General features: G+C 68.3%; 18 protein-coding genes and 1 tRNA gene. 12 read left to right on the top strand and 7 right to left on the bottom strand.

Annotated features, from left to right (window positions below; genetic code table 11):
* The first annotated feature begins 16 nt into the window (after nucleotides 1–16).
* The 5 genes from LCI23_RS17635 (at nucleotide 17) to LCI23_RS17615 (ending at nucleotide 5306) form a co-directional block, all read left to right on the top strand.
* Entirely contained in the window at nucleotides 17–2206 is a 2190-nt protein-coding gene (locus tag LCI23_RS17635) for a DNA polymerase III subunit gamma/tau (protein ID WP_224947757.1), read from the top strand.
* 41 nt (nucleotides 2207–2247) lie between these two features.
* Nucleotides 2248–2574: a YbaB/EbfC family nucleoid-associated protein gene (locus tag LCI23_RS17630; protein WP_121561271.1), complete on the top strand. Its 327-nt coding sequence runs from the start codon at nucleotides 2248–2250 to the stop codon at nucleotides 2572–2574.
* A gap of 13 nt (nucleotides 2575–2587) precedes the next feature.
* Entirely contained in the window at nucleotides 2588–3178 is a 591-nt protein-coding gene (recR, locus tag LCI23_RS17625; protein WP_224947756.1) for a recombination mediator RecR, read from the top strand.
* 99 nt (nucleotides 3179–3277) lie between these two features.
* Nucleotides 3278–4408, top strand: coding sequence for a glycosyltransferase family 1 protein (locus LCI23_RS17620; protein WP_224947755.1), 1131 nt, complete (start codon nucleotides 3278–3280; stop codon nucleotides 4406–4408).
* The gene (locus LCI23_RS17615; RefSeq protein WP_224947754.1) at nucleotides 4395–5306 is read left to right on the top strand and encodes a DUF2334 domain-containing protein; all 912 of its coding nucleotides are present in this window, start codon (nucleotides 4395–4397) and stop codon (nucleotides 5304–5306) included. Before LCI23_RS17620 ends, LCI23_RS17615 begins: the two co-directional genes overlap by 14 nt.
* Here LCI23_RS17615 and LCI23_RS17610 read toward each other — a convergent pair.
* Nucleotides 5206–5490 (bottom strand): hypothetical protein, encoded by a 285-nt coding sequence (locus LCI23_RS17610; protein ID WP_224947753.1) that lies wholly within the window; start codon nucleotides 5488–5490, stop codon nucleotides 5206–5208. The genes LCI23_RS17615 and LCI23_RS17610 overlap by 101 nt on opposite strands.
* A 150-nt stretch (nucleotides 5491–5640) precedes the next feature.
* Here LCI23_RS17610 and LCI23_RS17605 point away from each other — a divergent pair, with 150 nt between their 5' ends.
* Entirely contained in the window at nucleotides 5641–8058 is a 2418-nt protein-coding gene (locus LCI23_RS17605; protein ID WP_224947752.1) for a penicillin acylase family protein, read from the top strand.
* A gap of 13 nt (nucleotides 8059–8071) precedes the next feature.
* Here the strand turns inward: LCI23_RS17605 and LCI23_RS17600 are convergent, their stop codons facing one another.
* The 4 genes from LCI23_RS17600 to LCI23_RS17585 form a co-directional block, all read right to left on the bottom strand.
* Nucleotides 8072–10234, bottom strand: coding sequence for a bifunctional diguanylate cyclase/phosphodiesterase (locus LCI23_RS17600; RefSeq protein ID WP_224947751.1), 2163 nt, complete (start codon nucleotides 10232–10234; stop codon nucleotides 8072–8074).
* Nucleotide 10235: 1 nt separating this feature from the next.
* Nucleotides 10236–13082 (bottom strand): response regulator, encoded by a 2847-nt coding sequence (locus LCI23_RS17595; protein ID WP_224947750.1) that lies wholly within the window; start codon nucleotides 13080–13082, stop codon nucleotides 10236–10238.
* A 198-nt stretch (nucleotides 13083–13280) separates the two neighbouring features.
* Nucleotides 13281–13487: a YbdD/YjiX family protein gene (locus LCI23_RS17590; RefSeq protein ID WP_224947779.1), complete on the bottom strand. Its 207-nt coding sequence runs from the start codon at nucleotides 13485–13487 to the stop codon at nucleotides 13281–13283.
* Nucleotides 13487–15553 (bottom strand): carbon starvation CstA family protein, encoded by a 2067-nt coding sequence (locus LCI23_RS17585; protein ID WP_224947749.1) that lies wholly within the window; start codon nucleotides 15551–15553, stop codon nucleotides 13487–13489. The genes LCI23_RS17590 and LCI23_RS17585 overlap by 1 nt, the downstream gene beginning before the upstream one ends.
* Nucleotides 15554–15809: 256 nt before the next feature.
* Here LCI23_RS17585 and LCI23_RS17580 point away from each other — a divergent pair, with 256 nt between their 5' ends.
* The 4 genes from LCI23_RS17580 to LCI23_RS17565 all read left to right on the top strand — a co-directional run bounded on the left by LCI23_RS17580 (nucleotide 15810) and on the right by LCI23_RS17565 (nucleotide 20571).
* Entirely contained in the window at nucleotides 15810–16982 is a 1173-nt protein-coding gene (locus tag LCI23_RS17580) for an EAL and HDOD domain-containing protein (protein ID WP_224947748.1), read from the top strand.
* A 1-nt stretch (nucleotide 16983) separates the two neighbouring features.
* Nucleotides 16984–19029 carry a bifunctional diguanylate cyclase/phosphodiesterase gene (locus LCI23_RS17575; RefSeq protein ID WP_224947747.1) on the top strand — a complete coding sequence of 682 codons (2046 nt, stop codon included), beginning with the start codon at nucleotides 16984–16986 and terminating at the stop codon, nucleotides 19027–19029.
* Between the two features lie 48 nt (nucleotides 19030–19077).
* Nucleotides 19078–19167 (top strand) — tRNA-Ser (locus tag LCI23_RS17570).
* Between the two features lie 177 nt (nucleotides 19168–19344).
* Entirely contained in the window at nucleotides 19345–20571 is a 1227-nt protein-coding gene (locus tag LCI23_RS17565) for a site-specific integrase (RefSeq protein WP_224947746.1), read from the top strand.
* 60 nt (nucleotides 20572–20631) lie between these two features.
* Here the strand turns inward: LCI23_RS17565 and LCI23_RS17560 are convergent, their stop codons facing one another.
* Nucleotides 20632–22368, bottom strand: a complete 1737-nt coding sequence (locus LCI23_RS17560; RefSeq protein WP_224947745.1) for a methyltransferase domain-containing protein — start codon at nucleotides 22366–22368, stop codon at nucleotides 20632–20634.
* A 203-nt stretch (nucleotides 22369–22571) separates the two neighbouring features.
* Here LCI23_RS17560 and LCI23_RS17555 point away from each other — a divergent pair, with 203 nt between their 5' ends.
* Nucleotides 22572–23177 (top strand): type IV toxin-antitoxin system AbiEi family antitoxin domain-containing protein, encoded by a 606-nt coding sequence (locus LCI23_RS17555; protein ID WP_224947778.1) that lies wholly within the window; start codon nucleotides 22572–22574, stop codon nucleotides 23175–23177.
* The gene (locus LCI23_RS17550; protein WP_224947744.1) at nucleotides 23174–24031 is read left to right on the top strand and encodes a nucleotidyl transferase AbiEii/AbiGii toxin family protein; all 858 of its coding nucleotides are present in this window, start codon (nucleotides 23174–23176) and stop codon (nucleotides 24029–24031) included. Before LCI23_RS17555 ends, LCI23_RS17550 begins: the two co-directional genes overlap by 4 nt.
* Here LCI23_RS17550 and LCI23_RS17545 read toward each other — a convergent pair.
* The gene (locus tag LCI23_RS17545; RefSeq protein ID WP_224947743.1) at nucleotides 24028–24282 is read right to left on the bottom strand and encodes an AlpA family transcriptional regulator; all 255 of its coding nucleotides are present in this window, start codon (nucleotides 24280–24282) and stop codon (nucleotides 24028–24030) included. The two genes, LCI23_RS17550 and LCI23_RS17545, sit on opposite strands and share 4 nt — an antisense overlap.
* Nucleotides 24283–24613 lie beyond the last annotated feature (331 nt).

Below are 24613 nucleotides of genomic sequence, written 5' to 3'. Positions count from 1 at the left end.
GCGGTAAAATCGCGGCATGTCCTATCAAGTCCTCGCCCGCAAATACCGTCCCAGGAACTTCGACACGCTGGTCGGCCAGGAGCACGTCGTCCGTGCCCTGACCCATGCGCTGAAAACGGGCCGCCTGCACCACGCCTACCTGTTCACGGGCACGCGCGGGGTTGGCAAGACGACGCTGTCGCGCATCCTGGCCAAGTCGCTCAACTGCGTGGGCCCGGACGGGCAGGGCGGGATCACGCCCGAGCCCTGCGGCCAGTGCGAAGCCTGCCGCGCGATCGACGCCGGGCGTTTCGTGGACTACATCGAGATGGACGCGGCCTCCAACCGCGGGGTCGACGAGATGGCCCAGCTGCTGGAACAGGCGGTGTACGCGCCGAGCAATGCGCGCTTCAAGGTCTACATGATCGACGAGGTGCACATGCTCACCAACCACGCCTTCAATGCGATGCTGAAGACGCTGGAAGAACCGCCGCCGCACGTGAAATTCATCCTCGCGACCACCGACCCGCAGAAGATCCCGGTCACGGTGCTGTCGCGCTGCCTGCAGTTCAACCTCAAGCAGATGCCGCCCGGCCACATCGTCGGCCACCTGGAAAACATCCTCGGTCAGGAAGGCGTCACCTATGAGCAGCCGGCCCTGCGCCTGCTGGCGCAAGGCGCCCACGGTTCGATGCGCGATGCGCTGTCGCTGACCGACCAGGCGATCGCCTATGCCGCCGGGCAGGTCACGCTGGAAGCCGTGCAGGGCATGCTGGGCGCGCTCGACCAGTCCTACCTGGTGCGCCTGCTGGACGCACTGCTGGCGCAGGACGGTGCCGACCTGATGGCGGTGGCCGACGAGATGGCCAGCCGCAGCCTGTCCTACAACGGCGCGCTGCAGGACCTCGGCACCCTGCTGCACCGGATCGCGCTGGCGCAGTCGGTGCCCTCGGCGGTGCCCCAGGACCTGCCGGAACTGAACGACATCCTGCGCCTGGCGCAGGCCTTCGACGCCCAGGAAGTGCAGCTGTATTACCAGATCGCGGTGCATGGCCGCAACGAGATCGGCCTGGCGCCGGACGAATACGCGGGTTTCACCATGACCCTGCTGCGCATGCTCGCTTTCCGTCCGGGGCAGGGTGGTGCCGAGCAGGCGGTGGCTCCCGCTGCGGCTGCCGGCGCCAGTCCGGCCCCAGCCCCGGCGGCGCGCGCGGCGGCGGTGGCCGCGGCCAGCCATGCGGTGGCGTCGGCGCCGGTGCCGGCTCCGACGCGTCAAGCGCCGCCAGCCGCACCGCAGGCGCGGGCCCAGGCAGCGCCGGAGCCTGCGCCAGTTGCCTCCAGCCCGGCTCCTGCCATGAGCTCGGCGCGCGCCGCGATCAATGCGGCGCTGGAAGCGGCGCGTGCCGCGTCCGGCCGCAACGGCGGCGGCAGCGCCAGGCCGCGCGCCGAGGCGCCGCCCGCCAGCGCACCGGCTGCCATCCCCGCCACCGCTCCAGCAGCCCCGGCGCCGTCCGCGCCGCCGTCCGCGCCAGGCCCGTCCGCCGCGCAGCAGGATGCTGCGGCCGCCCGGCCCGGACCTGGCGCCAGTCCTCCATGGGACGCGGCGCCACCGCAGGCGGCCCAGCCGCAGCGGCAGGCGCCCCAGGCCCGCATGCGGCCGGCGCCGGCCGAGGACGAGCCGCCGTCCTGGGTCACCGAGTTTTCCGACGATACCGCCGTGGCCGCCGATGCGCCCGCCGTGACCGGTGCGCCGCAGGCGGCGAACGCGCCGGTGCAGGCGCGCGCGCCGGCCGCGCCGCCGCACGCCTACGTCGTCACGCCGGTACCCGCCATCGGCTGGGACGGCAACTGGCCGGCGCTGGCCGCCAACCTGCCGCTGCGCGGCGTGGCCCAGCAGCTGGCCTTGCAGACCGAGCTGATCGACTGCGTGGCGCACGAGGGCGCCGCGACCTTCCGCCTGCGGGTGCCGGTCGATACCCTGCGCGCCAGCGGCAACAGTGAAAAGCTCGGCGCCGCCCTGCAGGAACATTTTCCGCAGGTGCGGATCAACCTCGATACCGAGATCGGCCCGGTCTGGTACACCGCCGCGGCCGAGGCCAAGGCCGCGCGCGAGGAGCGCCAGCGCCAGGCCGAAGCCCTGGTGGCCGCCGATCCCTTCGTGCAGGCGATGGAACGCACGTTCGACGCCTTCGTCGTGCCCGGCTCGGTGAAGCCGGCAGCCGCCTGAGAAATACTTAACCCATCCGGAACTTATTGGAGAAACCGACCATGATGAAAAACCAGCTCGCAGGCCTGATGAAACAGGCGCAAGCCATGCAGGACAACATGAAGAAGGCGCAGGAGCAGCTGGCCCAGATCGAAGTCGAAGGCCAGTCGGGCGCCGGCCTGGTCAAGGTCGTGATGACCTGCAAGAACGACGTCAAGCGCGTCACCATCGACCCCTCGCTGCTGGGCGACGACCGCGACATGCTGGAAGACCTGGTCGCGGCCGCCTTCAACGACGCCGTGCGCAAGGCCGAAGCCACCGCGAGCGAGAAGATGAGCGGCCTGACCGCCGGCATGCCGCTGCCGCCCGGCTTCAAGATGCCTTTCTAAGCGGGAATTCGCCATGTCCAGGTCGCTCGACTTCCTGACCGAGGCGCTGCGGCGCCTGCCCGGCATCGGTCCCAAGTCGGCGCAGCGCATGGCCTTCCATTTGCTGCAGCATGACCGCGAAGGGGCGGCCATGCTGTCGCGCGCGCTCTACCAGGCGGTGGACACCGTGCACCACTGCGCCATGTGCAACACCTTCTCCGACACCGAGGTATGCGAACTGTGCGCCGACGAGAGCCGCGAGCGGGCCCTGCTATGCGTCGTCGAAACCCCTGCCGACCAGATGATGATCGAGCAGACCTTGACCTACAAGGGCCTGTACTTCGTGCTGATGGGGCGGCTCTCGCCGCTGGACGGCATCGGCCCGCGCGACCTGCACCTCGACAAGCTGGTCGGCCGCGCCGGCGATGGCGTGGTCGAGGAAGTGGTGCTCGCCACAAATTTCACCAACGAGGGCGAAGCGACCGCCCACTACATCAGCGAGATGCTGAAGGCGCGCGGCCTGAAGGTCAGCCGGCTGGCGCGCGGCGTCCCCGTTGGGGGCGAGCTCGAGTATGTCGACGCCGGTACGATAGCGCGCGCCATGCTCGATCGCCGCAGCGCATAATCCCCTGCAAGACGACCCGGTAGCAGAACCCGCCAGGCTGCGTGCGCGCAAGCCCGGGTGGTGGGCCGCTGCTATCGTGGCACTTTCAGCGGATCCACCATGCATCTTGTCGACATCACGATGTTCTATGCCGCCGAAGGTGGCGGTGTCAGCACCTACCTGAATGCCAAGGCGCGCTGGCTCGCACGCTTCGGCTGGGCGCGGCACACGATCCTCAGCCCCAACGTGGGCGAGGACGACGGTCCCGGCCTGGTGCGGGTCCCCGCCGTGTCATTGCCGGGCATCAATGGTTACCGTATGCCACTGTCGGTGGCCGCCGCCGCGCGCCGCCTGCGCGCAGCCCGCCCCGACCTGATCGAAGCGGGTGACGCCGGGCACTGCGCCTGGGCCGCGCTGCGGCTGCGCCAGCAGCTCGGTATCCCCGCCATCGCCTTCTACCACTCCGACCTGCCGCGCCTGGTGCGCAACCGCTTCGGCGACACCCTGTTCCATGGCACTCGCCGCTACCTGGCCCACCTGTACCGCGAATTCGACACCGTGCTGGCACCCAGCCGGCTGATGGTGCGGCAGCTGGCCGAGATGGGCGTGACCCAGGTCCTGCACCAGCCCCTCGGCATCGACAGCCAGGTGTTCCATCCGGACCGGCGCCGCGCCAGCCTGCGCCGCGAACTGGGCCTGCCGGAGGACACCCGCCTGCTGGTCTATGCCGGCCGCTTCACGGCCGACAAGAAACTGGGCTCCCTGATCGAGGCGGTGCGCCGCCTGGGCCCGCCCTACCACCTGCTGCTGGTGGGTGGAGGGAATGCGCTGCCGCGCCACCCGCAGCTGAGCTTCATGCCGTTCCGGCGCGACCAGCGCGCGCTGGCCGGCGTGCTGGCCAGCTGCGACCTGCTGGTGCATCCGGGCGATTGCGAGACCTTCGGCCTGATCGTGCTGGAAGCCATGGCCTGCGGCCTGCCGGTGGTGGGCGCGGACGGCGGCGGGGTTGCCGAACTGGTGGATGAAACAACCGGCCTGCTGGCCCGTCCGGATGACGCCGCCAGCCTGGCCGGCGCGATCGAGGCCATGTATGGCCGCGACCTGGCGCGTCTGGGCGCGCAGGCGCGGCGCAAGGCGCAAGGCTACGACTGGAACCAGGTCTTTCCGCAGCTGATGCACCGCTACGGCAGCCTGCTGGCGACGCGGGCGGATGTGCGTCCCGCGCCGGAGCGTATCTGTGTTCCCGACTGAATCCGCAGGGGCGGAACGCGACACCGCACACGCCGCCGTGGATACGCGCGCGGCCGCGCTATGCGTGTCGATCCACGACGTGGCCCCCGCCACCTGGGACGCCTGCGCCCGCCTGGCCGAGGCCGTGCGCGAGGTGGCCGACATTCCGCTCACCTGGCTGGTGGTGCCGCACTACCACCGCCCCGGCGGCGACGCGGTCCGGATGGAGGCAGGCCTGGCGCAGGCGCTGGCGCGCGGCGACGAACTGGCCCTGCATGGCTTCACCCATCTCGATACCGCCCCGCGCGCAACTCGCCTGGCTGAGCGTTTCCTGCGCGGCAGCTACAGCCGCGAAGGCGAATTCGCGGCATTGAGCGCGGCCGAAGCGGCGCGCCGCATCCAGTGCGGACTCGACTGGTTCGCCGCGCGCGGCTGGCCGGTGCGCGGCTTCGTGCCGCCGGCCTGGCTGATGGGGGAGGGCGCCTGGCAGGCGCTGCGCGGCTTCGATTTCGACTACACCACCAGCTTCCGGCATTTCCACCCGCTGCGCCGCGCGGCCCACGCAGGCGCGCAGGATCCGGCAACGCTGTTCTCGCCCTCGCTCGTGTATGCGGCGCGCAACCGCAGCGGACGGCTGGCTTCGCCCGTGCTGGCCGACCTGCTGGCCCTGGTGCTGGCGCGGCGGCCCCTGGTTCGCCTCAGCCTGCATCCGCCCGACCTGCGTTATCCGCGCCTGCTGCGCCATGCGCAGGCCACGGTCGAGCGTATGCTGGCGCAGCGCACGGCGCTGACCAAGGCCGCTTTCGCGCAGCGCCTGCTTACCAGTACGGACCCCAGTAGCCCCCGCCCCGCCAGTAGCGTCCACCCCAGCCGCCGTAGTAGGTCGGACCAGTCTGGCGCAGTTCCTCGCGCGTACTGAGCTGCAGCACGCAATGGCGCCACTGGTCGCTGTTCTCGGCGTAGCCGAGGCGTGAGCAGGCCGGACCGTAAATGGTCATCAGCTCCGCCATTTCGGCCTGCATGCGCTCGGCGCGCTGCTGCGGCGTACTGCAGGCCGCCAGCGCCATCGTCATGGCCAGCACCGCTGTCTTCGAAAAATTCATGATTGACTCCTCTGTCCGCCGTCCTGGCGGCCCGCTTCCAGTATAGGACGGCGCCGCAATGTCCGTTGACTGCGTGCCAATCGTGCTTGACCCCGGTCCGCGCCGACTGTTTTTCTGGCAAGATACTCTTCCAAAAAAGGAGGGGATACGATGCAAGCGCGCCGCTGGAAAAGCTGGACCCTGCGTGCCCTGGCCGGGCTGCTGGTGCTGGTCGTGCTGGCGCTGGCCGCCGCCTGGCTGACCCTGCGCGCCAGCCTGGCCCAGCTCGAAGGCGAGCGCCGGGCGCCCGGCCTGGACGGCCCCGTGACGATAGCGCGCGACGCGGCCGGCGTGCCCCTGATCAGCGGCAGCAGCCGCGCCGACGTCGCCTACGCCACCGGTTTCGTCCATGCCCAGGAACGTTTTTTCCAGATGGACCTGCTGCGCCGTACCGCCGCCGGCGAGCTGGCCGAGCTATTCGGTCCGCGCGCGCTGCCGCTCGACCGCGCGCGCCGCCTGCACCGCTTCCGCGCCCGCGCCGACGCGGCGCTGGCGCGCCTGGACGCGAAAGAGCGGGCCCTGCTGGAGCGCTATGTCGCCGGCGTCAACGATGGCCTGGGCGCGCTACGCGCCCGGCCCTTCGAATACCTGCTGACCGGGACCGAGGCGCGCCCCTGGCGCGCGGCCGATTCGCTGCTGGTGGTGTGGGCCATGTACATCGACCTGCAGGACAGCCAGGCCGAGCGCGAGCTGGCGCGCGGCTGGCTGCGCGCGCACAGCACCCCGCAGCAGCTGGCCTTCCTGCTGCCGGAGACGAGCCGGTGGGACCATACACTGGACGATATGCCGGGCGCCGCCGCGCCTGGGCCCGTGCCCATCCCCGCCACCGCGCCGGCCTGGTGGGGCGCGGCTGCCGGCATGGCTGCCGGCCAGGCACAGCGTCTGGCCGGCGCCGACTTCGTCGATGCGGTCGGCAGCAACAACTACGCCGTGGCGGGCAGCCGCAGCGCCAGCGGCGCCGCGATCGTCTCCGACGACATGCACCTCGGCCTGCAGCTGCCCAACATCTGGTACCGGCTGGCGCTGCGCTTTCCCGATCCGCAGGGCGGCCAGCGGCGCCTGGCCGGGGTCAGCCTGCCGGGCGCGCCGCCGTCGATCATCGTCGGCAGCAATGGTCAGGTGGCCTGGGCGTTTACCAACAGCTATGCCGACCTGCTCGACCTGGTGGTGCTCGGGCGCGATCCATCCCGTCCTGGACAGCTGCGCCTGCCGGGCGGCTGGGAGACGCCGACGACCCACGTGGAGCTGATCGCGGTGAAAGGCGCGGCGCCGGAACGCTTCCCCGTGCGCGAGACCTCGCTCGGCCCGGTGCGCGAAGCGGGCGGACGCGCCTACGCCGTGCACTGGATCGCGCACGATCCGGCCGCGGTCAACCTGCGCCACCTGGCGCTGGAACGCGCCGCCAGCGTGGAGGAAGCGCTGGCGCTCGCCAACGTGGATGGCATCCCGGCCCAGAACTTCGTGGCCGGCGACGCGGCCGGCAATATCGGCTGGACCATCGCCGGCCCGCTGCCGCAGCGCAGCACGCCGGCGCCGGCCGCCAGCTTCCCGCTGGAAGCGGGCGTGCCCACCTGGAGCGCGCTGCTGCCGCCGCAGCGCTACCCGCGCGTGCTGAACCCGGGCGACGGCCAGCTCAGCACCGCCAACAGCCGCCAGCTGATGGGTGCGGGTGCCGGTCTGATCGGCGACGGCGGCTTCGACATCGGCGCGCGCAACCGCCAGCTGGCCGACGGCCTGCGCGCGCTCGGTACCGGGGTCGGCGTGGCGCGCGCTTTCGACGTGGCGCTCGACGACCGCGCGTTGTTCATCGCTCCCTGGCGCGGGCGGGCGCTGGCCGCGCTCGACCAGGCCGCGCTGGCCGGCCACCCGCAGCGCGCCGAGTTCCGGCGCCTGCTGGAGCGCAGCTGGGATGGACGCGCCAGCGTCGACTCGGTCGGCTACCGCCTGGCGCGCGGCTATATGTGGGCGCTGCACGATCTGTTGTATGGCGGCGCGCGCGCCGCGCAGCAGGCGGAGGATCCCAAGTCGGGTCCGGTGGCCGGTACCAGCCGCTGGCCCGAGGTGGTGGCGCGCCTGCTCGATGCCCGGCCCGCCGCCTGGCTGCCGCCCGCCTACGCCGACTGGCGCGCGCTCGAGCTGGCGGCGGTGGACCGGGTGATCGCCGAGCTGACGCAGGATGGCCAGGCGCTGGCCGGGGCCAGCTGGGGGCGGCGCAACACGGCCGCGATCGCGCATCCGGTCAGCATCGCGGTGCCGGCCCTGAAGCGCTTCCTGGGCGCGCCCGCCGACCAGCTGCCGGGCGACGCCCACATGCCGCGCGTGGCCGGGCCGTCCTTCGGCCAGTCGCAGCGCCTGACGGTGTCGCCCGGGCGCGAAGAGGAGGGCCTGTACAACATGCCCGGCGGGCAGAGCGGCCATCCGCTCTCGCCCTTCTTCCTGGCCGGGCATGCCGAATGGGCGGCCGGCCGGCCGGTACCCCTGCTGCCCGGGCATGCGCGCCATACCTTGCGCCTGCTGCCGGCGCGCTGAAGCGCGGCGCGGCTCATTTCGCCGCCAGCGGCAGCCGGGCGGACAGCATGCCGGCGATCGCATCGGCCGGTGCGGGGTGGCCCAGGTAGTAGCCCTGCACCATGTCGCAGCCATACTCCTCGAGCAGGCGCAGCTGCTCGCCGGTTTCGACGCCTTCCGCCACCACCGCCATCCTGAGCCCGTGCGCCATCGCGATGATGGCGCGCGTGATGGCCGCGTTCTGCGCATCCTGCGGCAGGCCGTGGATGAAGCTGCGGTCGATCTTCAGCGTGCGCAGGTCGAAGCGCTTCAGGTAGCTCATCGACGAGTAGCCGGTGCCGAAGTCGTCGATCGACAGCTGGACGCCGATCGCGCGCAGCTGCTCCAGCGTGGCCAGGGTGGCCAGCGCATCGTCCATCAGGGTGCCTTCGGTCAGCTCGAGCTCCAGCAGGCGCGGATCGAGGCTGGCGTCGAGCAGGGCCGAGTGCACGATCTGCGCCAGGTTCTCGTCCTTGAACTGGCGCGCCGACAGGTTGACCGCGATGCGCGGCGTCCGCCCGCCCAGCTTTTGCCAGCTGCGCGCCTGGCGGCAGGCGGTGCGCAGCACCCATTCGCCGATCGGCACGATCAGGCCGGTGTCCTCGGCCAGCGGGATGAACTCGGCGGGCGACACCAGGCCGCGCTCCGGATGGCGCCAGCGCACCAGCGCCTCGACCCCGACGATGTCGGCGCTGCGCACGTCGCGCTGCGGCTGGTAGAGCAGGTACAGCTCGCCGTTCTGCAGGGCCTTGCGCAGCCCCACCTCGAGCTTCACCTGGCGCATGATCTGCATGGTCAGCGCGGCGCTGTACAGCTTGGCGTTGTTCTTGCCGCAGTTCTTGGCGTGGTACATCGCGGTGTCGGCGAACTTGAGCAGCGAGCCGCTATCCTCGGCATCTTCGGGGAACAGCGAGATGCCGATGCTGGCCGTGACGAAGATCTCGTGGCAGTCGAGGGCGAAGGGCCGGCGCATCGCTTCGCGCACGCGGCTGGCCACGTTCAGCGCATCCTCGGCCCGTTCGAGGTCCGGGAGCAGGATGGTGAACTCGTCGCCGCCCAGGCGCGCCAGCTCGGCCGCTCCCTGCGCTTCGCCATCGGCGCGCGCCACCAGGTCGCGCGGACGGATGGTGTCGCGCAGGCGTTCCGAGACCAGCTTGAGCAGCATATCGCCGGCATCGTGGCCAAGCGTGTCGTTGATGCGCTTGAAGGCGTCCAGGTCCATGAACAGCACCGCGAACTTGCGCTTGGCGCGCCTGGAGCGCTGCAGCTCGCGCTCCAGCGTTTCGAGGAAGGCCTGGCGGTTCGGGATGCCGGTCAGGCCGTCGCAGTAGGCCAGGCGCCGGATCTGTTCTTCCGCGCGCTTGCGCTCGCTGATATCGCGCACCAGGCCGAGCACCTGCGACGCGCCGGTGGCGACCAGGCGCGCCTCGACATGCTGGAGCGCGCCGTCCCGTTCCAGCGCGTACTCGACCGAGCGCAGTTCCCCCGTGGCCAGCACGGCGCGCATCTGCCCGAGCATGCGCGCGGCGACCGGGGCCGGCAGGACCTCGGTGATGTGCCGGCCCGCGCACGGCACGCACGAAGTGCCGGGGGAGCAGGCGGCGGACAGGGCGGCTTCCTGTTCCAGGCCGGGCGCATAGTCGAGGTAGTAGCCGTCGCGGTCGAGCCGGAAGAAGCTGTCGGGGATCGCGGCCAGCACCGCGCGGTTGTGCGCGTCGGCCAGGCGCAGGCGCGCGATGGCGTCGCTGGCGCGCAGCACGTACAGCACGCGGTGGCCGAGGATCGGCCAGTTGATCGGCTTGGACACGAAGTCGGTGGCGCCGGCCTCGTAGGCGCGCGTCACCGCCTCCAGGTCGTCGCTGCCGGTGACCATCACGATCGGCACGCCGCCGCCTTCGCCCCGGCCATCCGCGCCGGCTGCGCTGGCGCTGCGCCGGATCGCCGCGCAGGCCGCGAAGCCGTCCATGCGCGGCATCTCCACGTCCAGCAGGATCAGGTCGGGCGGGTGGCGGCGCGCCAGTTCCACCGCGGCGGCGCCATCGGCCGCCTCGACCGCCTCCAGCCCGACCTGGGCCAGCATTTCGCGCATCAGCATGCGCATCACCGGATCGTCGTCGGCGACCAGCACCGTGCCACGCCGCATGGTTGGAGCAGGCATATCAGGTTTCCTTTTCAAGCATGGCATGCAGCGCGGTACGCACTGCCTGGAATTCGCGTTCCATGTCGGCCAGGACGGCCAGGATGGCTGCCTGGCCCGCCTCCGTGCCGGCGCGTCCGAGCAGTTCGAACTCGCGGCACAGGGCGGCCAGGCGCAGGGCGCCGACGTTGGCGCTGGCCGACTTCAGGCTGTGGGCCAGGCGCCGCAGCAGCGCCGCATCGGGCCCGCCGAGCGCCTGGCGCAGCGCGGCCAGCTGGCGCGGCGCTTCGGCCAGGTAGGCCTGGACCACTTTCTGCACCAGGTCCGCGCCGGCGTCGCAGCTGAGCGCGCGGATATTGTCCAGCGCGGCGCGGCTGACGGCGGCGCAGCGCGGCGCTGGTCCCGCTCCGGCATCGCGCGCCGGGTGCGGCGCCAGCTCCGCCGGAGGGCTGGCAAGCGGTAGCGCGACCCAGCGTCCGAGCACGGCCGCCAGCTGCTGCCGGGTGAAGGGCTTGGACAGGTAGTCGTCCATGCCGGCGGCCAGGCAGGCGCCGCGGTCGCCCTGCAGGGCGTTGGCGGTGAGCGCGATCACCGGCAGCGGCGCGGCGTGGCCCGCTTCGCGCTCCTGGCGGCGGATGGCGGCGGTGGCGGCAAAGCCGTCCATCACCGGCATCTGGCAATCCATCAGCACCGCATCGAAGCCGCCGGCGCGCAGCGCATCCAGGGCTTCCTGCCCATTGCCGGCGCAGTGCGCCTCGAGCCCGAAATTCTCCAGCATCGCCTTCGCGACTTCCACGTTGACCGGGTTGTCCTCGGCCAGCAGGACGCGCGGCGCCCGGCCCGGTCCTGCCGGACGGGGATCGGCGGCTGCGGCGATGCCGGCCGGCGCCGCGGGTGGCAGGGGGGAGCGGGTAGCGCCGGCGGTCAGGCAGGCGACCAGGTCGGCCGCGCGCGCCGGCTTCACCAGCTGGTACGCGACGCCGGCCATGCGGCGCTGCACCGGGTCCGCCGCCAGCCGTCCGGGGCTGAGCAGCACCAGGCGGGTGGGTGGGTGCAGGCCGGCCGGAAGGTCGGACCTGAGCGAAGCCGCCAGCGCCAGGCCGCTGGTGTCGCGCAGCTCCATGTCGATCACGGCGGCGTCGTAGGGCTGGCCGGCGCGCGCCGCGCCGAGCAGGCTGTCGTGGCCCAGCACCGCGCTGGCGGCGCCGTGCGCGCTGGCGCCCCAGCCCTGCAGCTGGCCCAGCAGCTCGGTGCGGCTGTGTTCGTGTTCATCCACGACCAGCACGCGCAGGCCGGCCAGCGGCCGCGGGCGCTGGCCGGGCGCATGCGCCGCATCCGGATGTACGCGGCGCTTGTCGAAGCCGAGCGTGAACCAGAATACCGCACCCTGTTCAGGGGCGCTGTCGGCGCCGATCGCGCCGCCCATCAGTTCCACCAGTTGCCTGGAAATCGCCAGCCCCAGGCCGGTGCCGCCATAACGGCGGGTGGTCGACGCGTCGGCCTGCGCGAAGGCCTCGAACAGGTGCGCGCGCGCCGCACGCGCGATCCCGATGCCGGTGTCGTGCACCTCGAAGCGCAGCGTGACCTGCTGCGCATCCTCGCGCGTCACCCGTACGCGCACCTGGATCCGGCCCTGCCCGGTGAACTTGACCGCATTGCCCAGCAGGTTGGCCAGGACCTGGCGCAACCGGTTCGGATCGCCGCAGATCGCCACCGGGATGTCGCTGGCGATGTCGAAGTCGAAGCCGATGTCCTTGGCGGCGGCCTGCGGCGCATAGACCTTGTGCAGCTCGTCGAGCAGGTCCCACAGGTTGAAGTTGAGGTACTCGATGGCCAGCTTGCCCGCCTCGATCTTGGAGAAGTCGAGGATGTCGTTGATGATCACCAGCAGGTGTTCGCCCGAGCGCTTGACCAGGCTGGCATAGTTGCGCTGCACCTCGGTGAGCCCGGTCGCGAGCAGCATGTCGGTCATGCCCAGCACTCCGTTCATGGGGGTGCGGATCTCGTGGCTCATGGTGGCCAGGAAGGCGCTCTTGGCGCGGCTGGCCGCTTCGGCGGCGTTCTTCGCCTTTTCCAGCTGTGCGGTGCGCACGCCGACCTGGCGCTCCAGTTCGTCGCGGTGCTGCAGCAGGGCCGCGCCGCGGTCCTCGATCTGGGCCAGCATGGTATTGAAACTGTCGATCAGCTGGCCCAGTTCGTCGCTGCGCGTGTGCGCGATGCGCAGGCTGTAGTCCTGGCTGGCCGAGACCTGGCGCGCCGTCCCGATCAGCCGGGACACCGGTTCGGCGATGCTGCGCGTAAAACGTCCCGCCATGGCCACCGCCACCACCAGCGCGACACCCATGGCCAGGGCCATCAGCGCCAGACCGGCCACGATCTCGGTCCAGGCTCCCGCCAGGTCGGTCTCGATCATCACCACGCCTACCTGCAGGCCGGGGCTCGCTACCAGCTGGTACACGCGCAGGTGGCGCGCCAGCAGGTGCTGGCCGGCGGCGTTCGCGGCGGCCAGGGCGGCGCCGTCGATACCGTCCAGCACCGGGGAGATGGGCCGGTTGCTGGCGCCGGCACGGTACTGGGCGAAGACCTGGCCGTGGCGGTCGTACAGGGCAGCGGCGGAGATGTCGCGCTTGCCGGCCAGCGCGGCCAGCGCGGCCTGGGCGCGCGGACGGTCACGCAGCAGCAGGTGGTCGGCACTGCCGGCCGCAATCACCTCGGCCAGGGCCGACAGCTGGGCCGCGGCGTCGCGGCGCTGGCTGGCCACCGAGGCCGCCGCCAGCACCGTGAAAACGAACACCAGCGCGGTCGCGGTGGAGAACAGCGAGATGGTGGTCAGCTTCTGGTTCAGGCTGGAACGCGCGAAAGTCGGCATGCTGATCCCGCAGGACGGCAGGAACGGCCCGGCGCCGGACGACGCAGGGCTTCCTTTGCGGAGTGCAAGTTCCCGCAAGAAAAAAATATACGTTCAGGGGGGAGGGGGGAGATTGAGAGATATCAAAGCGCCGCCTTGCCGCGCATGGCGGAAGGGGCGCCGCAGCGCCCCTTCATCGTGGATGCGGGCCGCCTTGCTTCAGCAGCAAGTGGCCCGCTTGCCGCCATACCTGGCTTCCTGGCGCTCGCGGAAGAATTCCTCGTAGCTCATCGGCGTCTGGTCGGGATGGGTGCGTTCCATGTGCGCCAGGTAGGTGTCGTATTCAGGCAGGCCGACCATCAGCCGCATGCTCTGGCCCAGGTATTTGCCGGCCTGCTTGCCGGCGTCGAGCAGGGCGCCGAACATCATGACACCTGTGGCGTGGGCATGGCCACGTACGGGGTTTCCTTCACGGTCGGGCCGCTGCTGGCGCGCGCCGCCAGCACGGTGCGGATGCCGTACACCAGCACCGCCAGCACCACGACCATGAAGAAGCCGGCCAGCGCGGCGTCGACGTAGTCGTTGAAGATGATGCGCTCCATCTGCTCCACCGTCTTGGCCGGGGCCAGCACGGTGCCGGCATCGTGCGCTTCCTGGAACTTCCTGGCGTGGGCCATGAAGCCGACCTTCGGGTTGGCGTCGAAGATCTTCTGCCAGCCGGCGGTGAGGGTGCAGGCCAGCAGCCAGAGGGTGGGCACGATGGTCACCCAGGCGTACTGGGCGCGCTTCATCTTGAACAGCACGCAGGTGCCGAGGATCAGCGCGATCGCGGCCAGCATCTGGTTGGCGATGCCGAACAGCGGCCACAGGGTGTTGATGCCGCCCAGCGGATCGACCACGCCCTGATACAGGAAGTAGCCCCAGGCCGCCACGCACAGGCCGGTGGCCAGCAGGTTGGCCGGCAGCGACTCGGTGCGCTTCAGGGAAGGCGAGAAGGCGCCCAGCAGGTCTTGCAGCATGAAGCGGCCGGCGCGCGTGCCGGCGTCCACCGCGGTCAGGATGAACAGCGCTTCGAACAGGATCGCGAAGTGGTACCAGAAGGCCATCATGGCCTGGCCGCCGATCACGTTCGACAGGATGTGCGCCATGCCCACCGCCAGCGTGGGGGCGCCACCGGCGCGCGAGATGATGGTGTGTTCGCCGACGTCGCGCGCCATCTGGTCCAGTGTTTCCGGCGTGATCACGAAACCCATCTGCGATACGGCGGCCGCGGCCGATTGCGCGGTGGTGCCCAGCAGCGCGGCCGGGCTGTTCATGGCGAAGTAGACGCCCGGGTCGATGGTGGCCGCCGCCACCAGCGCCATGATGGCGACGAAGGATTCCATCAGCATGCCGCCGTAGCCGATGAAGCGGGCGTGGGTTTCGTTCTCGATCATCTTGGGCGTGGTGCCCGAGGAAATCAGGGCGTGGAAGCCGGACACGGCGCCGCAGGCGATGGTGATGAACAGGAAGGGGAACAGGTTGCCCGACCAGACCGGGCCGCTGCCGTCGATGAACCTGGTGACGGCTGGCATGCGCAGGTCGGGGGCGACGATCACGATGCCGATCGCCAGCGCCACGATGGTGCCGATCTTGAGGAAGGTCGACAGGTAGTCGCGCGGCGCCAGCAGCAGCCATACGGGAATCACCGAGGCCACGAAGCCGTAGCCGATCAGCATCCAGGTCAGCTGGGTGCCGGTGAAATTGAAGGCCGCGCCCCAGGTCGGCGAATCGTGCACCCACTGCCCGCCGACGATGGCCAGCATCAGCAGCACGAAGCCGATCAGCGAGACTTCGCCGATGCGGCCGACGCGCACGAAGCGCGAATACAGGCCCATGAACAGTGCGATCGGGATGGTCGCCATGACCGTGAAGGTGCCCCATGGCGAGCCGGTGAGCGCCTTCACGACGATCAGGGCCAGCACCGCCAGGATGATCACCATGATCATGAAGCAGCCGAGTAGCGCGATCAGGCCCGGGATCTCGCCCATCTCCGACTTGATCAGGTCGCCCAGCGAGCGGCCGTCGCGGCGGGTGGACATGAACAGCACGATGAAGTCCTGGACGGCGCCGGCGAAGACGACGCCTGCCAGGATCCACATCATGCCCGGCAGGTAGCCCATCTGGGCGGCCAGCACCGGGCCGACCAGCGGGCCGGCGCCGGCGATCGCCGCGAAATGGTGCCCGTAGAGTACGTACTTATTGGTCGGTACGTAGTCGAGGCCGTCGTTGTACTTGTGGGCCGGGGTCTGGCGGCTGGGGTCCAGGCCCAGCGCCCGGTAGGCGATGAACCGGCTGTAGAAGCGGTAGGCGATCAGATAGACGCAGACGGCCGCGGCGACGATCCAGATCGCGTTGATGGTCTCGCCGCGCTTGACCGCGACGAAGCCGAGCGAAAAGGCGCCGAGGACCGCCAGCGCAATCCAGCCGAGCGTACTCGACAGTTGTTTCATGGTGCTCCTCCGAAGATGGCAGCGACAGGCTGGGACGGCCTGCCGGCCGCCGCAGATTGGACAGCCTGGCTTGCAGTATGTTGCACGATTATCAGCACCGCAAGCGCATGATTACGCGCCCAGGATGCGGCGCCTGCGCCGTCCGCGTCATGGTTATTTTCCTGCATTGACAGGAAGTATCCGTGGAGAAACAAAATAGTTGCGTTCTCATAATCGGTCGCATAAGATTGCCCAAATACTATTGAGAGCCCATCCAATGGCCGCGCTGGACCCCGCCCCATTTCCACTGGTAGCAATCGACCCGGTCGCCAATGGGCAGAACGAGTGGGTGGCCCTGTGCCTGCGCCTGGAAGCGGGGGAGGGCTTGCCGCGGCGCCTGCAGGCGATGTTCGGCGCGCCGGACCTGCTGGCCGCGATCGCGCCGCTCGACGCCCTGCTGTTGCTGGACGACCCCGCCGCGCTGACGCCGCCGGTGCTGGCCCTGCTGCCGGCCAACCGCGTCGGCTTCGTGGTGGCGGCCAGCGTCCTCGCCCTCGACGGCGTCGCGCGCCGGCTCACTGAACTGCACGAACTCGGCTACCGCCTGTGGCTGGACGGCCCGCTGCCGCCCGGCGTGGCGGCACCGTCCGCGCTGCGTACCGTCGCGCACGACTGCGCCCGCGCGCCGCTGCCGGCGGGACGTCTGGCGGCCCTGTTCGGCCCGCACCTGGCACGTGGCGTCGATACCGCGCGCCATTTCGCCGACAGCGAGATGGCCGGTTTCGACTGGTTCTGCGGCACCTATCCGCAGGACCCGGCCCTGGCCGCCGGGGAAAACCAGGACGGCAGCTCGCGCCGCCGCATCCTGACCCTGCTCGGCCTGCTGTCGCGCGACGCCGACTCGCGCGAGATCGAACTGCAGCTGAAGCAGGATCCGACCCTGTCCTACCACCTGCTGAAGCTGGTGAACTCGGCCGCCTTCGCGGTCAGCACCCGCATCACCAGCTTCCACCAGGCCATCAGCCTGCTCGGCCGGCGCCAGCTGCAGCGCTGGCTGCAGCTGCTGCTGTACGCGCGCCAGCAGCCCGATGGCCTGCCCAACCTGCTGCTGCCGCTGGCGGCGCGCCGCGGCGCCCAGCTCGAATCGCTGTGCAGGCAGGACGGCGGCGAGCGCGACGAGTGCGACCTGGCCTACATGACCGGCGTGTTCTCGCTGCTCGACCGCCTGCTGCACATGCCGATGCGCGAGATCGTCGCCGACCTGCACCTGCCGCCGCACGTCACCGATGCCTTGCTGGCGCGCGGCGGCGTCCTCGGGCGCTGGCTGCGGCTGGCCGAAGCCCATCCGGCCCGAGCGGCGCTCGACGAGGCAGAGATCGACGCGGCGGACTGGTGGTACAGCCAGTTGCAGGCCTATCACTGGGCGATCCAGGTAGGGCGGAACGTCTGACATGCACGAGGTCGCACCAGTTGACGCAGCAGTGAATTTCGTCGGCGGTTCGACCGCCGTGTGCGACGCCGTCCTGCGCCTGCGCGGCGAGGCCCTGCATGCGGAACTGGGCCGGATCGCGGCCGCGCTGCTGGCCAGTCCGGTCGGGCGCTTCCTGCCGGGCGCCGGCATTGGCGCGCCGGCCGGCAGCGGGCCGCTACTGCGCCAGGCGGTGGCCGGCAGCGCGGAGCAGTTCGGGATCTACGAGGTGGCCGGACGCGCCGCCTATTCGGCCGAGGACGCGCGCCAGCTGGCCGGCCTGGCCCACCTGACCGCTTCGCTGCTGCAGGTGCATTCGCTGGCGGTGCGCTCGACCCACGCCTACGCGCAGATGGAAGCGCAGCTGGCGCACCAGTCGCAGATCCTGGACCAGATCCACGAGTCGGTGCTGACCATGGACCAGATGGGCTACATCACCAGCTGGAACCGCGGCGCCGAGGAACTGTTCGGCTATACCGCGCTGGAAGCGATCGGCCGCAATATCCTGTTCCTGTACGCCGACGAGGACGAAGGTTTCGAGGACAGCTTCGTGGAGCAGGGCGGGCGCATGATGGAGGTGCGGCGCCGGAAAAAATCGGGCGAGGTGTTCTGGGCCAGCCTGTCGCTCTCGCCGCTGCGCGACCTGGCCGAGCGACCGATCGGCCTGATCGCCTACCTCACCGATATCACCGAACGCAAGCAGGCCGAGGAGAGGCTGCACCACCTGGCCTACTACGACGAGCTGACCGGCCTGCCCAATCGCACGCTGTTCGCGCGCCTGGTCGACCAGGCCCTGATCGTCGCCCAGCGCAACGAGACCGCGGGTTGCCTGCTGTTCGTGGACCTGAACCGCTTCAAGCGCATCAACGACACCCTCGGCCGGCGCATCGGCGACGAGCTGCTGCGCCAAGTGGCACAGCGCTTCCGCGCTACCCTGCGCGACGAGGACGTGGTGGCGCGGCTGTCCGGCGACGAATTCGCGGTGGGCCTGTTCGACATGCGCCAGCATTTCGAGGCCACCACCGTGGCGCAGAAACTGCAGGCCGCGCTCGACGCCCCCTTCCTGATCGGCGGCCACGACCTGCGCGTGGGCGCCAGCATCGGCATCAGCGTCTACCCGCAAGACGGCAACGAAGCCGAGACCCTGCTCGGCCTGGCCGACATCGCGATGGAGCGCGCCAAGCAGCTCGACGCCGACCCGGACCGCAGCGTGGCCTTCTACAGCCAGGACATGAACCAGGGCATGCAGGACCGCATGCGCATCGAATCCGGGCTGCGCCAGGCGCTCGGCAACGGCGAACTGATCCTGTATTACCAGCCCAAGTTCGAGATCGGCACCGATCGCCTGGTGGGCGCCGAGGCGCTGGTGCGCTGGCTGGACCCGGCGCGCGGCATCGTGCCGCCGGGCGAATTCATCCCGCTGGCCGAGAGCACCGGCCTGATCGTGCAGGTGGGCGAATGGGTGCTGGAACAGGCCTGCGCCCAGGCCGCGCTCTGGCAGCGCGTCGGGCTGCCGCCGTTCCGGCTGGCGGTGAACGTGTCGGCGCGCGAGTTCACCGCTTCGCTGCCGGCGCGCGTGGCGGCCACGCTGGCGCGCTACCGGCTCGACGCCTCCTGGCTGGAGCTGGAAATCACCGAGAGCACCCTGATGCACGACTTCGAGCGCGTGACGGCGATCATGGACGATATCCACCAGCTGGGCGTGGCGCTGTCGCTCGACGATTTCGGCACCGGCTATTCGAGCCTGTCCTACCTGAAGCGCTTTCCGATCGACACCCTCAAGATCGACCGCTCGTTCACCACCGGGATCCCGGGCGACCCGAGCGACTGCGCGATCGCCGGCACCATCGTCAGCATGGCGCAGCAGCTCGGGCTGCGCGTGATCGCGGAAGGGGTGGAGACGGTGGAGCAGCTGTCCTTCCTGCGCGAATCGGGCTGCGACGAAGTGCAGGGCTACCTGTACAGCAAGCCGCTGCCGGCCGACGACTTCGAACGCAGCCTGCGCGAGAACTGGCTGCTGGTGGCCTGAATCTGCTATCCGGCGCGGATGGTTTATGTATAATGCCGGTTCCTCAAGGGAAGCGTGGCCGAGTGGTTGAAGGCAGCAGTCTTGAAAACTGCCGACGGGGGAACCCGTTCGTGAGTTCGAATCTCACCGCTTCCGCCAAGCATACTGAACAAGAGCCCCACAAGTTGGGGCTTTTTTTCGTCTCCTCATAGGAGAAATGTCAAAATCGGTGTCCACCGACGTCCACTAGAATCTACCTGCATCCCGCTCGTCTGAGTGGGTAGGGCGGTGGGTAGGTTTGAGAGTGAAGAATGTGGTCGAAAGGTGGGTACACCGATGAGCTACACGATCAACAAGCTTTCTGCGATCAAGGTGCGTTCCGTGACGCGCCCAGGGCTTTACGGCGACGGCGGCGGATTATGGCTGCAGGTGTCCCGGAGCGGTTCCAAAAGCTGGATCTTCCGCTACGATCTCGCCGGCCGACGTCGCGAGATGGGCCTTGGATCATGCATCACCGTCGACCTGGCGCTCGCGCGTGAGAAGGCGCGTGCATGCCGGCTGCTTTTGCTGGATAAGCGCGACCCGCTGGAAGAACGGGATAAAACCCGCGCCGAGCATGCGCAGCGCCAGGCCAAGGGCGTGAGCTTCGACGAATGCGCTGCATCGTACATCGACGCGCACCGTGGCAGCTGGAAGAGTGCCAAACACGCGGCGCAGTGGGAGACCACGCTCGCCATGTATGCCAGCCCTGTCATCGGCTCGTTGCCGGTGGCCGACGTGGACACGGACCTGATCGTGAAAGTGCTCAGCCCTATCTGGAAAACAAAGACTGAAACCGCGACACGCTTGCGCGGACGCATCGAGAGCATCCTGGACTGGGCGGCCACGCGCAAACTACGTCATGACGTAAATCCGGCGCGCTGGCGCGGGCACCTGGAAAACCTGCTCGCCAATCCGAACAAGATCGCACCGGTGAAGAACCATCCCGCGCTGCCATGGCGTGAAGTGGGCAGCTTCATGACGGAGCTGCGGCAACGCGATGGCGTCTCGGCTCGTGCGATCGAGTTCGCGATCCTGACGGCGTGCCGGTCGGGTGAGGTGCGCGGCGCGACGTGGGATGAGATCGACCTTGAAGCGAAGCTGTGGACCATCCCCGCCGGGCGCATGAAAGCAGGGAAGGAGCACCGCGTTCCGCTGTCCACCGGTGCGATAGCTCTCCTGCGTGCGCTGAAGCGCCGTGGGGGCTTTGTTTTTCCAGGGCGAGACGCGAAAACGACGTTGTCGGACATGAGCCTGACGGCCGTTCTGCGGCGAATGGAGCGCAGTGACATTACTGTTCATGGTTTCCGTTCGACGTTCCGCGACTGGTGCGCGGAGTGGGAGGGCAACTCGTTCCCGCGTGAGGTATGCGAACACGCACTGGCGCACAACCTGCCGGACAGGGTGGAGGCGGCATACAGGCGCGGAGACCTGCTCGACAAGCGTATGATCCTGATGCAGGCATGGGCCGACTATTGCGCAAGCGACCAAACCGCGGCGTTAATCGCGCAAGAACGCGGGTGAGTGGCTTTCGACACTCTGGAGAATTACGTCATGACGTAGTCAGCTGCGCCGCAGTGCCAGTCAAGTGTAGTCAGGGCTAAGTACAAGCTGCTCTTTGATTGCGCCTGACTCCCATGGGCGCAAACCCTGATCCTTTGCCAAGCGAATGCGCTGTACCTTCATCGCATCGATCAGGTCTGCCGGAGAAGCGGCAGTCTCCAGCATCGGCAGGGTTTGCTCGGCTTCGAGGAAGAAGCGGTGACGCGCCTCGCTTCCCGCCGACAGGAAGGCCTCTTCCCACCATTCGGTGATGCGATCGCTGGCGCGTTCCAGTCCGGTCTGGGTGACCAGGCGGTTCGACTTCTCGTTGTTGATCCGCTTCGATGCGGGCATCAGGTTCCAGGCATCTCCACAGGGCCACGCGGCAAAGGGAAAGCAATGGTCGATGTCGTACTCATCCCGCAGGCGCTGGCCCGACCAGACGCAGTAGATGGACTTGCCTCGCGTGCGAAGCCGTTCGACGGCGGCACGCGCGAAGCTGGTGTCGCGCTCGGGATCTGCCCAGGCAAGCAGCGAATACGCAGTTTGGCCGAGTGCCGGGCCAAGTTGCCCCGCGTAGGACTCCATCAGGCGCACCCATTCCGCAACGAGGACCGGCTCGACCCACACGTTGTAGTGGCTGAGCGCATCCCAGATCTGGAGCGGAACATGAAATTCGCCGAAGCTCCACAGGAAAGGGTCATCGATGCGCAGGCTCGATGGGGTCGATGTACGGCGTTGGTGCCTGATGTGGAAGATGTTCTCGTCGCTCGCCGGCCAGCGCAGGTACTTGACCGGCATTTCGCGTATCAGCCTGGAGATCTCCCACAGGCTGCCGTGAAGGTGCCGCGCTGTGTCGTCGTAGAACGCCATCCCCGCACGGAGCTCCACCGGGCGAATCGGACGCAAGGCCGTAAAGTTGTTGGTGACGAATCCCGGTGCGTTCCCGGCCCGGTTGGGCGGCATTTGAGGAAGCCCACCCTCGATGAGCGGCTTGTACATGCGTAGCCAAAAGAGCGCCACCAGGCCCATTGGCAGGACAACGAAGTCCGGTTCGTGGCGGGCAGCTCCGGCCGCGGTATCGGCGATCCTGGCGAGGATGCGCAGCAGTGCAATCTTGTAGGTCGATGACTTCCCGTCGGTGAGGATCAAGTGGCGCAGCAGCGGGAGTGCGCCCAAGCCATCATCCGGTAGCCCAAGGACCGCAGTCGTCCACGAAATGCCCGGCCGGCCCAGCCTGTCGGGGCTGTCGTCGGTGTGTACCAGCCTGAGGCCGAACTGCTGGGCCATCGCCGTCAGCTCCGGCAGCGTCACCTCGTACATAGCGCGATCGGTATCGGGTGGACCGATGCGAAGGCTGATGGCGATGCGTCCATTTGGCGACAGCAGCGTCGCCAGCTTTCGCAGGGCACGCTGGCGTGCAGCCGGTGGAACGTGCATCCAGACCGCAGAGAGCAGGATCAGATCGAAGGTAAGTCCCAGCCGGCGTACCTGGGCTAAGTCCGGCAGGCTGTCAGCCACCCAGTGAATGCGTGGCGAAGGATGACGCTGGCGCGCCAGCGTACGCATCGCTTCCGAGGGCTCGGCTGCAACGACATCGTATCCTTTGGCCGCAAACCAGGCGGCGTCCCTTCCGGAACCGGCGCCGACGTCAAGAATCGTCGCGCCGGGCGGTGGCAGCAGATCCAGCAGGGCAGGGTGCACATGCTCGAAGCTCAGCGATTCGTACTGGGAGACAAGCTGCTCGGCGTTCTGATCGTAGTGAGGAATGGTCTGCATGACCTTCAGTATATTTTGTCGACTCATCAATTGTATGCCGAAGCATGCTGCCGTAGAGCAATCGATATGTTTGCAATCGTATGCAAATCCAATGGATGCGATGCCTTCAGTCTGCATCCGGTTCAGGCACTCCGTAATAGGAGATATTGAACAAAATGTCGGCATATATGGATAAGTGCCGATGTTTTGTGTACACTGGCTTCATGAGTCAACAAGCTGAACGAATTCTTGAGCTTGCCCGGTCCAAAGGCATACTGCGTACACGGGATGTGGACAGTGCCGGTGCATCGCGTGCACTGCTGGCCTCGCTGACCGACGAAGGCCGGCTGCTTAAACTCGGCCGAGGCCTGTACACATTGCCCGACCGCTCTGCGTCCGAGTACGAGAGCTTTGCCGAGGTAACGACACGCAGCGCAAGCGGCGTGCTATGCCTGCTTTCCGCGCTGCGTTTTCATGATCTGACCACGCAGCAGTCATCCGACGTCTGGCTCGCCATACCGCACAAGGCTCGTGCTCCGCGTTTCGATTATCCGCCGCTACGGGTAGTCCGCATGTCGGGACCGGCGATGACCGAGGGCGTCGACATTGCAGACATCGCTGGCGCCCAGGTGCGCGTGTTCAGCGTGGCGAAGACGGTTGCTGACTGTTTCAAGTTCCGCAACAAGATTGGCCTCGATGTTGCGCTCGAAGCCCTGCGCGAAGCCTGGAACGATAAGCGGGCGACAATGGACGAACTGTGGCGCTATGCGGAGATCTGCAGGGTAGCAAACGTCATGCGTCCGTATCTGGAAGCTGTGGGGGCGGCATGAAAGCAGCGAATCGTGCCGCATCGGTTCGCGCACGGCTTCTGAACCGCGCACGGGCCGACAGGACGGACTTCAACCTGATCCTGACGCGGTATTCGCTCGAGCGGCTGCTGTACCGTTTGAGCGTGTCGCCCTGGGCCGATCAGTTCATGCTGAAGGGGGCGCTTCTCTTCGACCTGTGGTTCGACCAGCCGCACCGGCCAACCCGGGATATCGACTTGCTTGGCTTCGGGTCTTCCGAGCTTGACGACCTGATCGAGGTCTTTCAGCAGGTCTGTGTTCAGCCATCCGATGACGGGATGGTCTTCGACCGGGGCAGCGTGCACGCGGCGCGGATTCGCAAGGAAGCCAACTATGAAGGCGTGCGAGTTACACTGCTCGGCACACTGGATGGTGCGCGCTGCTCGGTGCAGATCGACGTTGGATACGGCGATGCCGTGACGCCTGCAGCGGAACTCGTGCAGTTTCCAGCGCTTTTGGAGGATGTCGCGCCACCATCGTTGCGTGCCTATCCAATGTACACCGTCATCGCCGAAAAGTATGAAGCGATCGTCAGCTTGGGTATGGCGAACACGCGCCTGAAGGATTACTTCGACCTGTGGTTCCTTGCGATCTATGCCGAGATCGATGAGGCTATTCTCCGTCAGGCGGTCCAGGCCACGTTCGCCCGCCGGAGAACTGAGGTGCCCCAGGCCGCGCCGCTCGGACTGTCTGACGCTTTTGCGGCGAGTCCATCCAAACAGCAGCAGTGGCGAGCATTTCTCTCGAAGAGCAAACTCATGGCGCCGGACTTAGCAGAAGTGACAGCGGAACTACGGCGACTCTTGGGCTTACTCGACAGTGGGGCGGCAGGCTAGGAGTTGCAGTCTCGGCGGCTAGCACGAATGCACTGCACGGCCCACTGCTCGACTTCGCTCTTGATCCATGCCGCCGATCGACCCTGGAGCTTTACCGGCCTTGGGAAAGCGCCCCTCTTTATCGCGTCGTACACACTGCTGCGCGATTTCCCGCAGATCGCTATCACCTCCTTCAACCTGATGAACCGAATGTCGGCACGGTTGCTTGACGCGCGACGCTCGATAGCGGTGTCAATCGCTTGCTGATCCATGTATGCCTCCAAGTGTGAACTGAGAAGTTGCCTATGGTCGCGCCGGCCAAATTGATTCAGTATTGCGTCGCTTCGCAGATGCGTAAGAGCGCCTGGCAGGGTCATCTGGTGCAGGCGCTGAGCGGCAGTTTGCCTCCCGGTGAATGCTGAGGTATTGCGCAAATCCCGGTCTCGGCGCCGTTCGCATGCGAATCGAATGCATTGAGGACTGCCTTTGAGGGTTTGGTTCTTCGGGCAGGATAGACTGATGTCTTAGATTGTTAACCTGTTGCGAGCTTAAACCCACTTCGCACCTCTACTGCACAACGACCAACTTGGGTAATGCATCCCC

This window comes from Massilia sp. MS-15, from assembly GCF_020176695.1.
Lineage (GTDB): Bacteria > Pseudomonadota > Gammaproteobacteria > Burkholderiales > Burkholderiaceae_D > Telluria > Telluria hydrophila.
The sequence above is the reverse complement of the archived record's forward strand: the minus strand, read 5'-3'. Positions and strand labels throughout refer to the sequence as shown.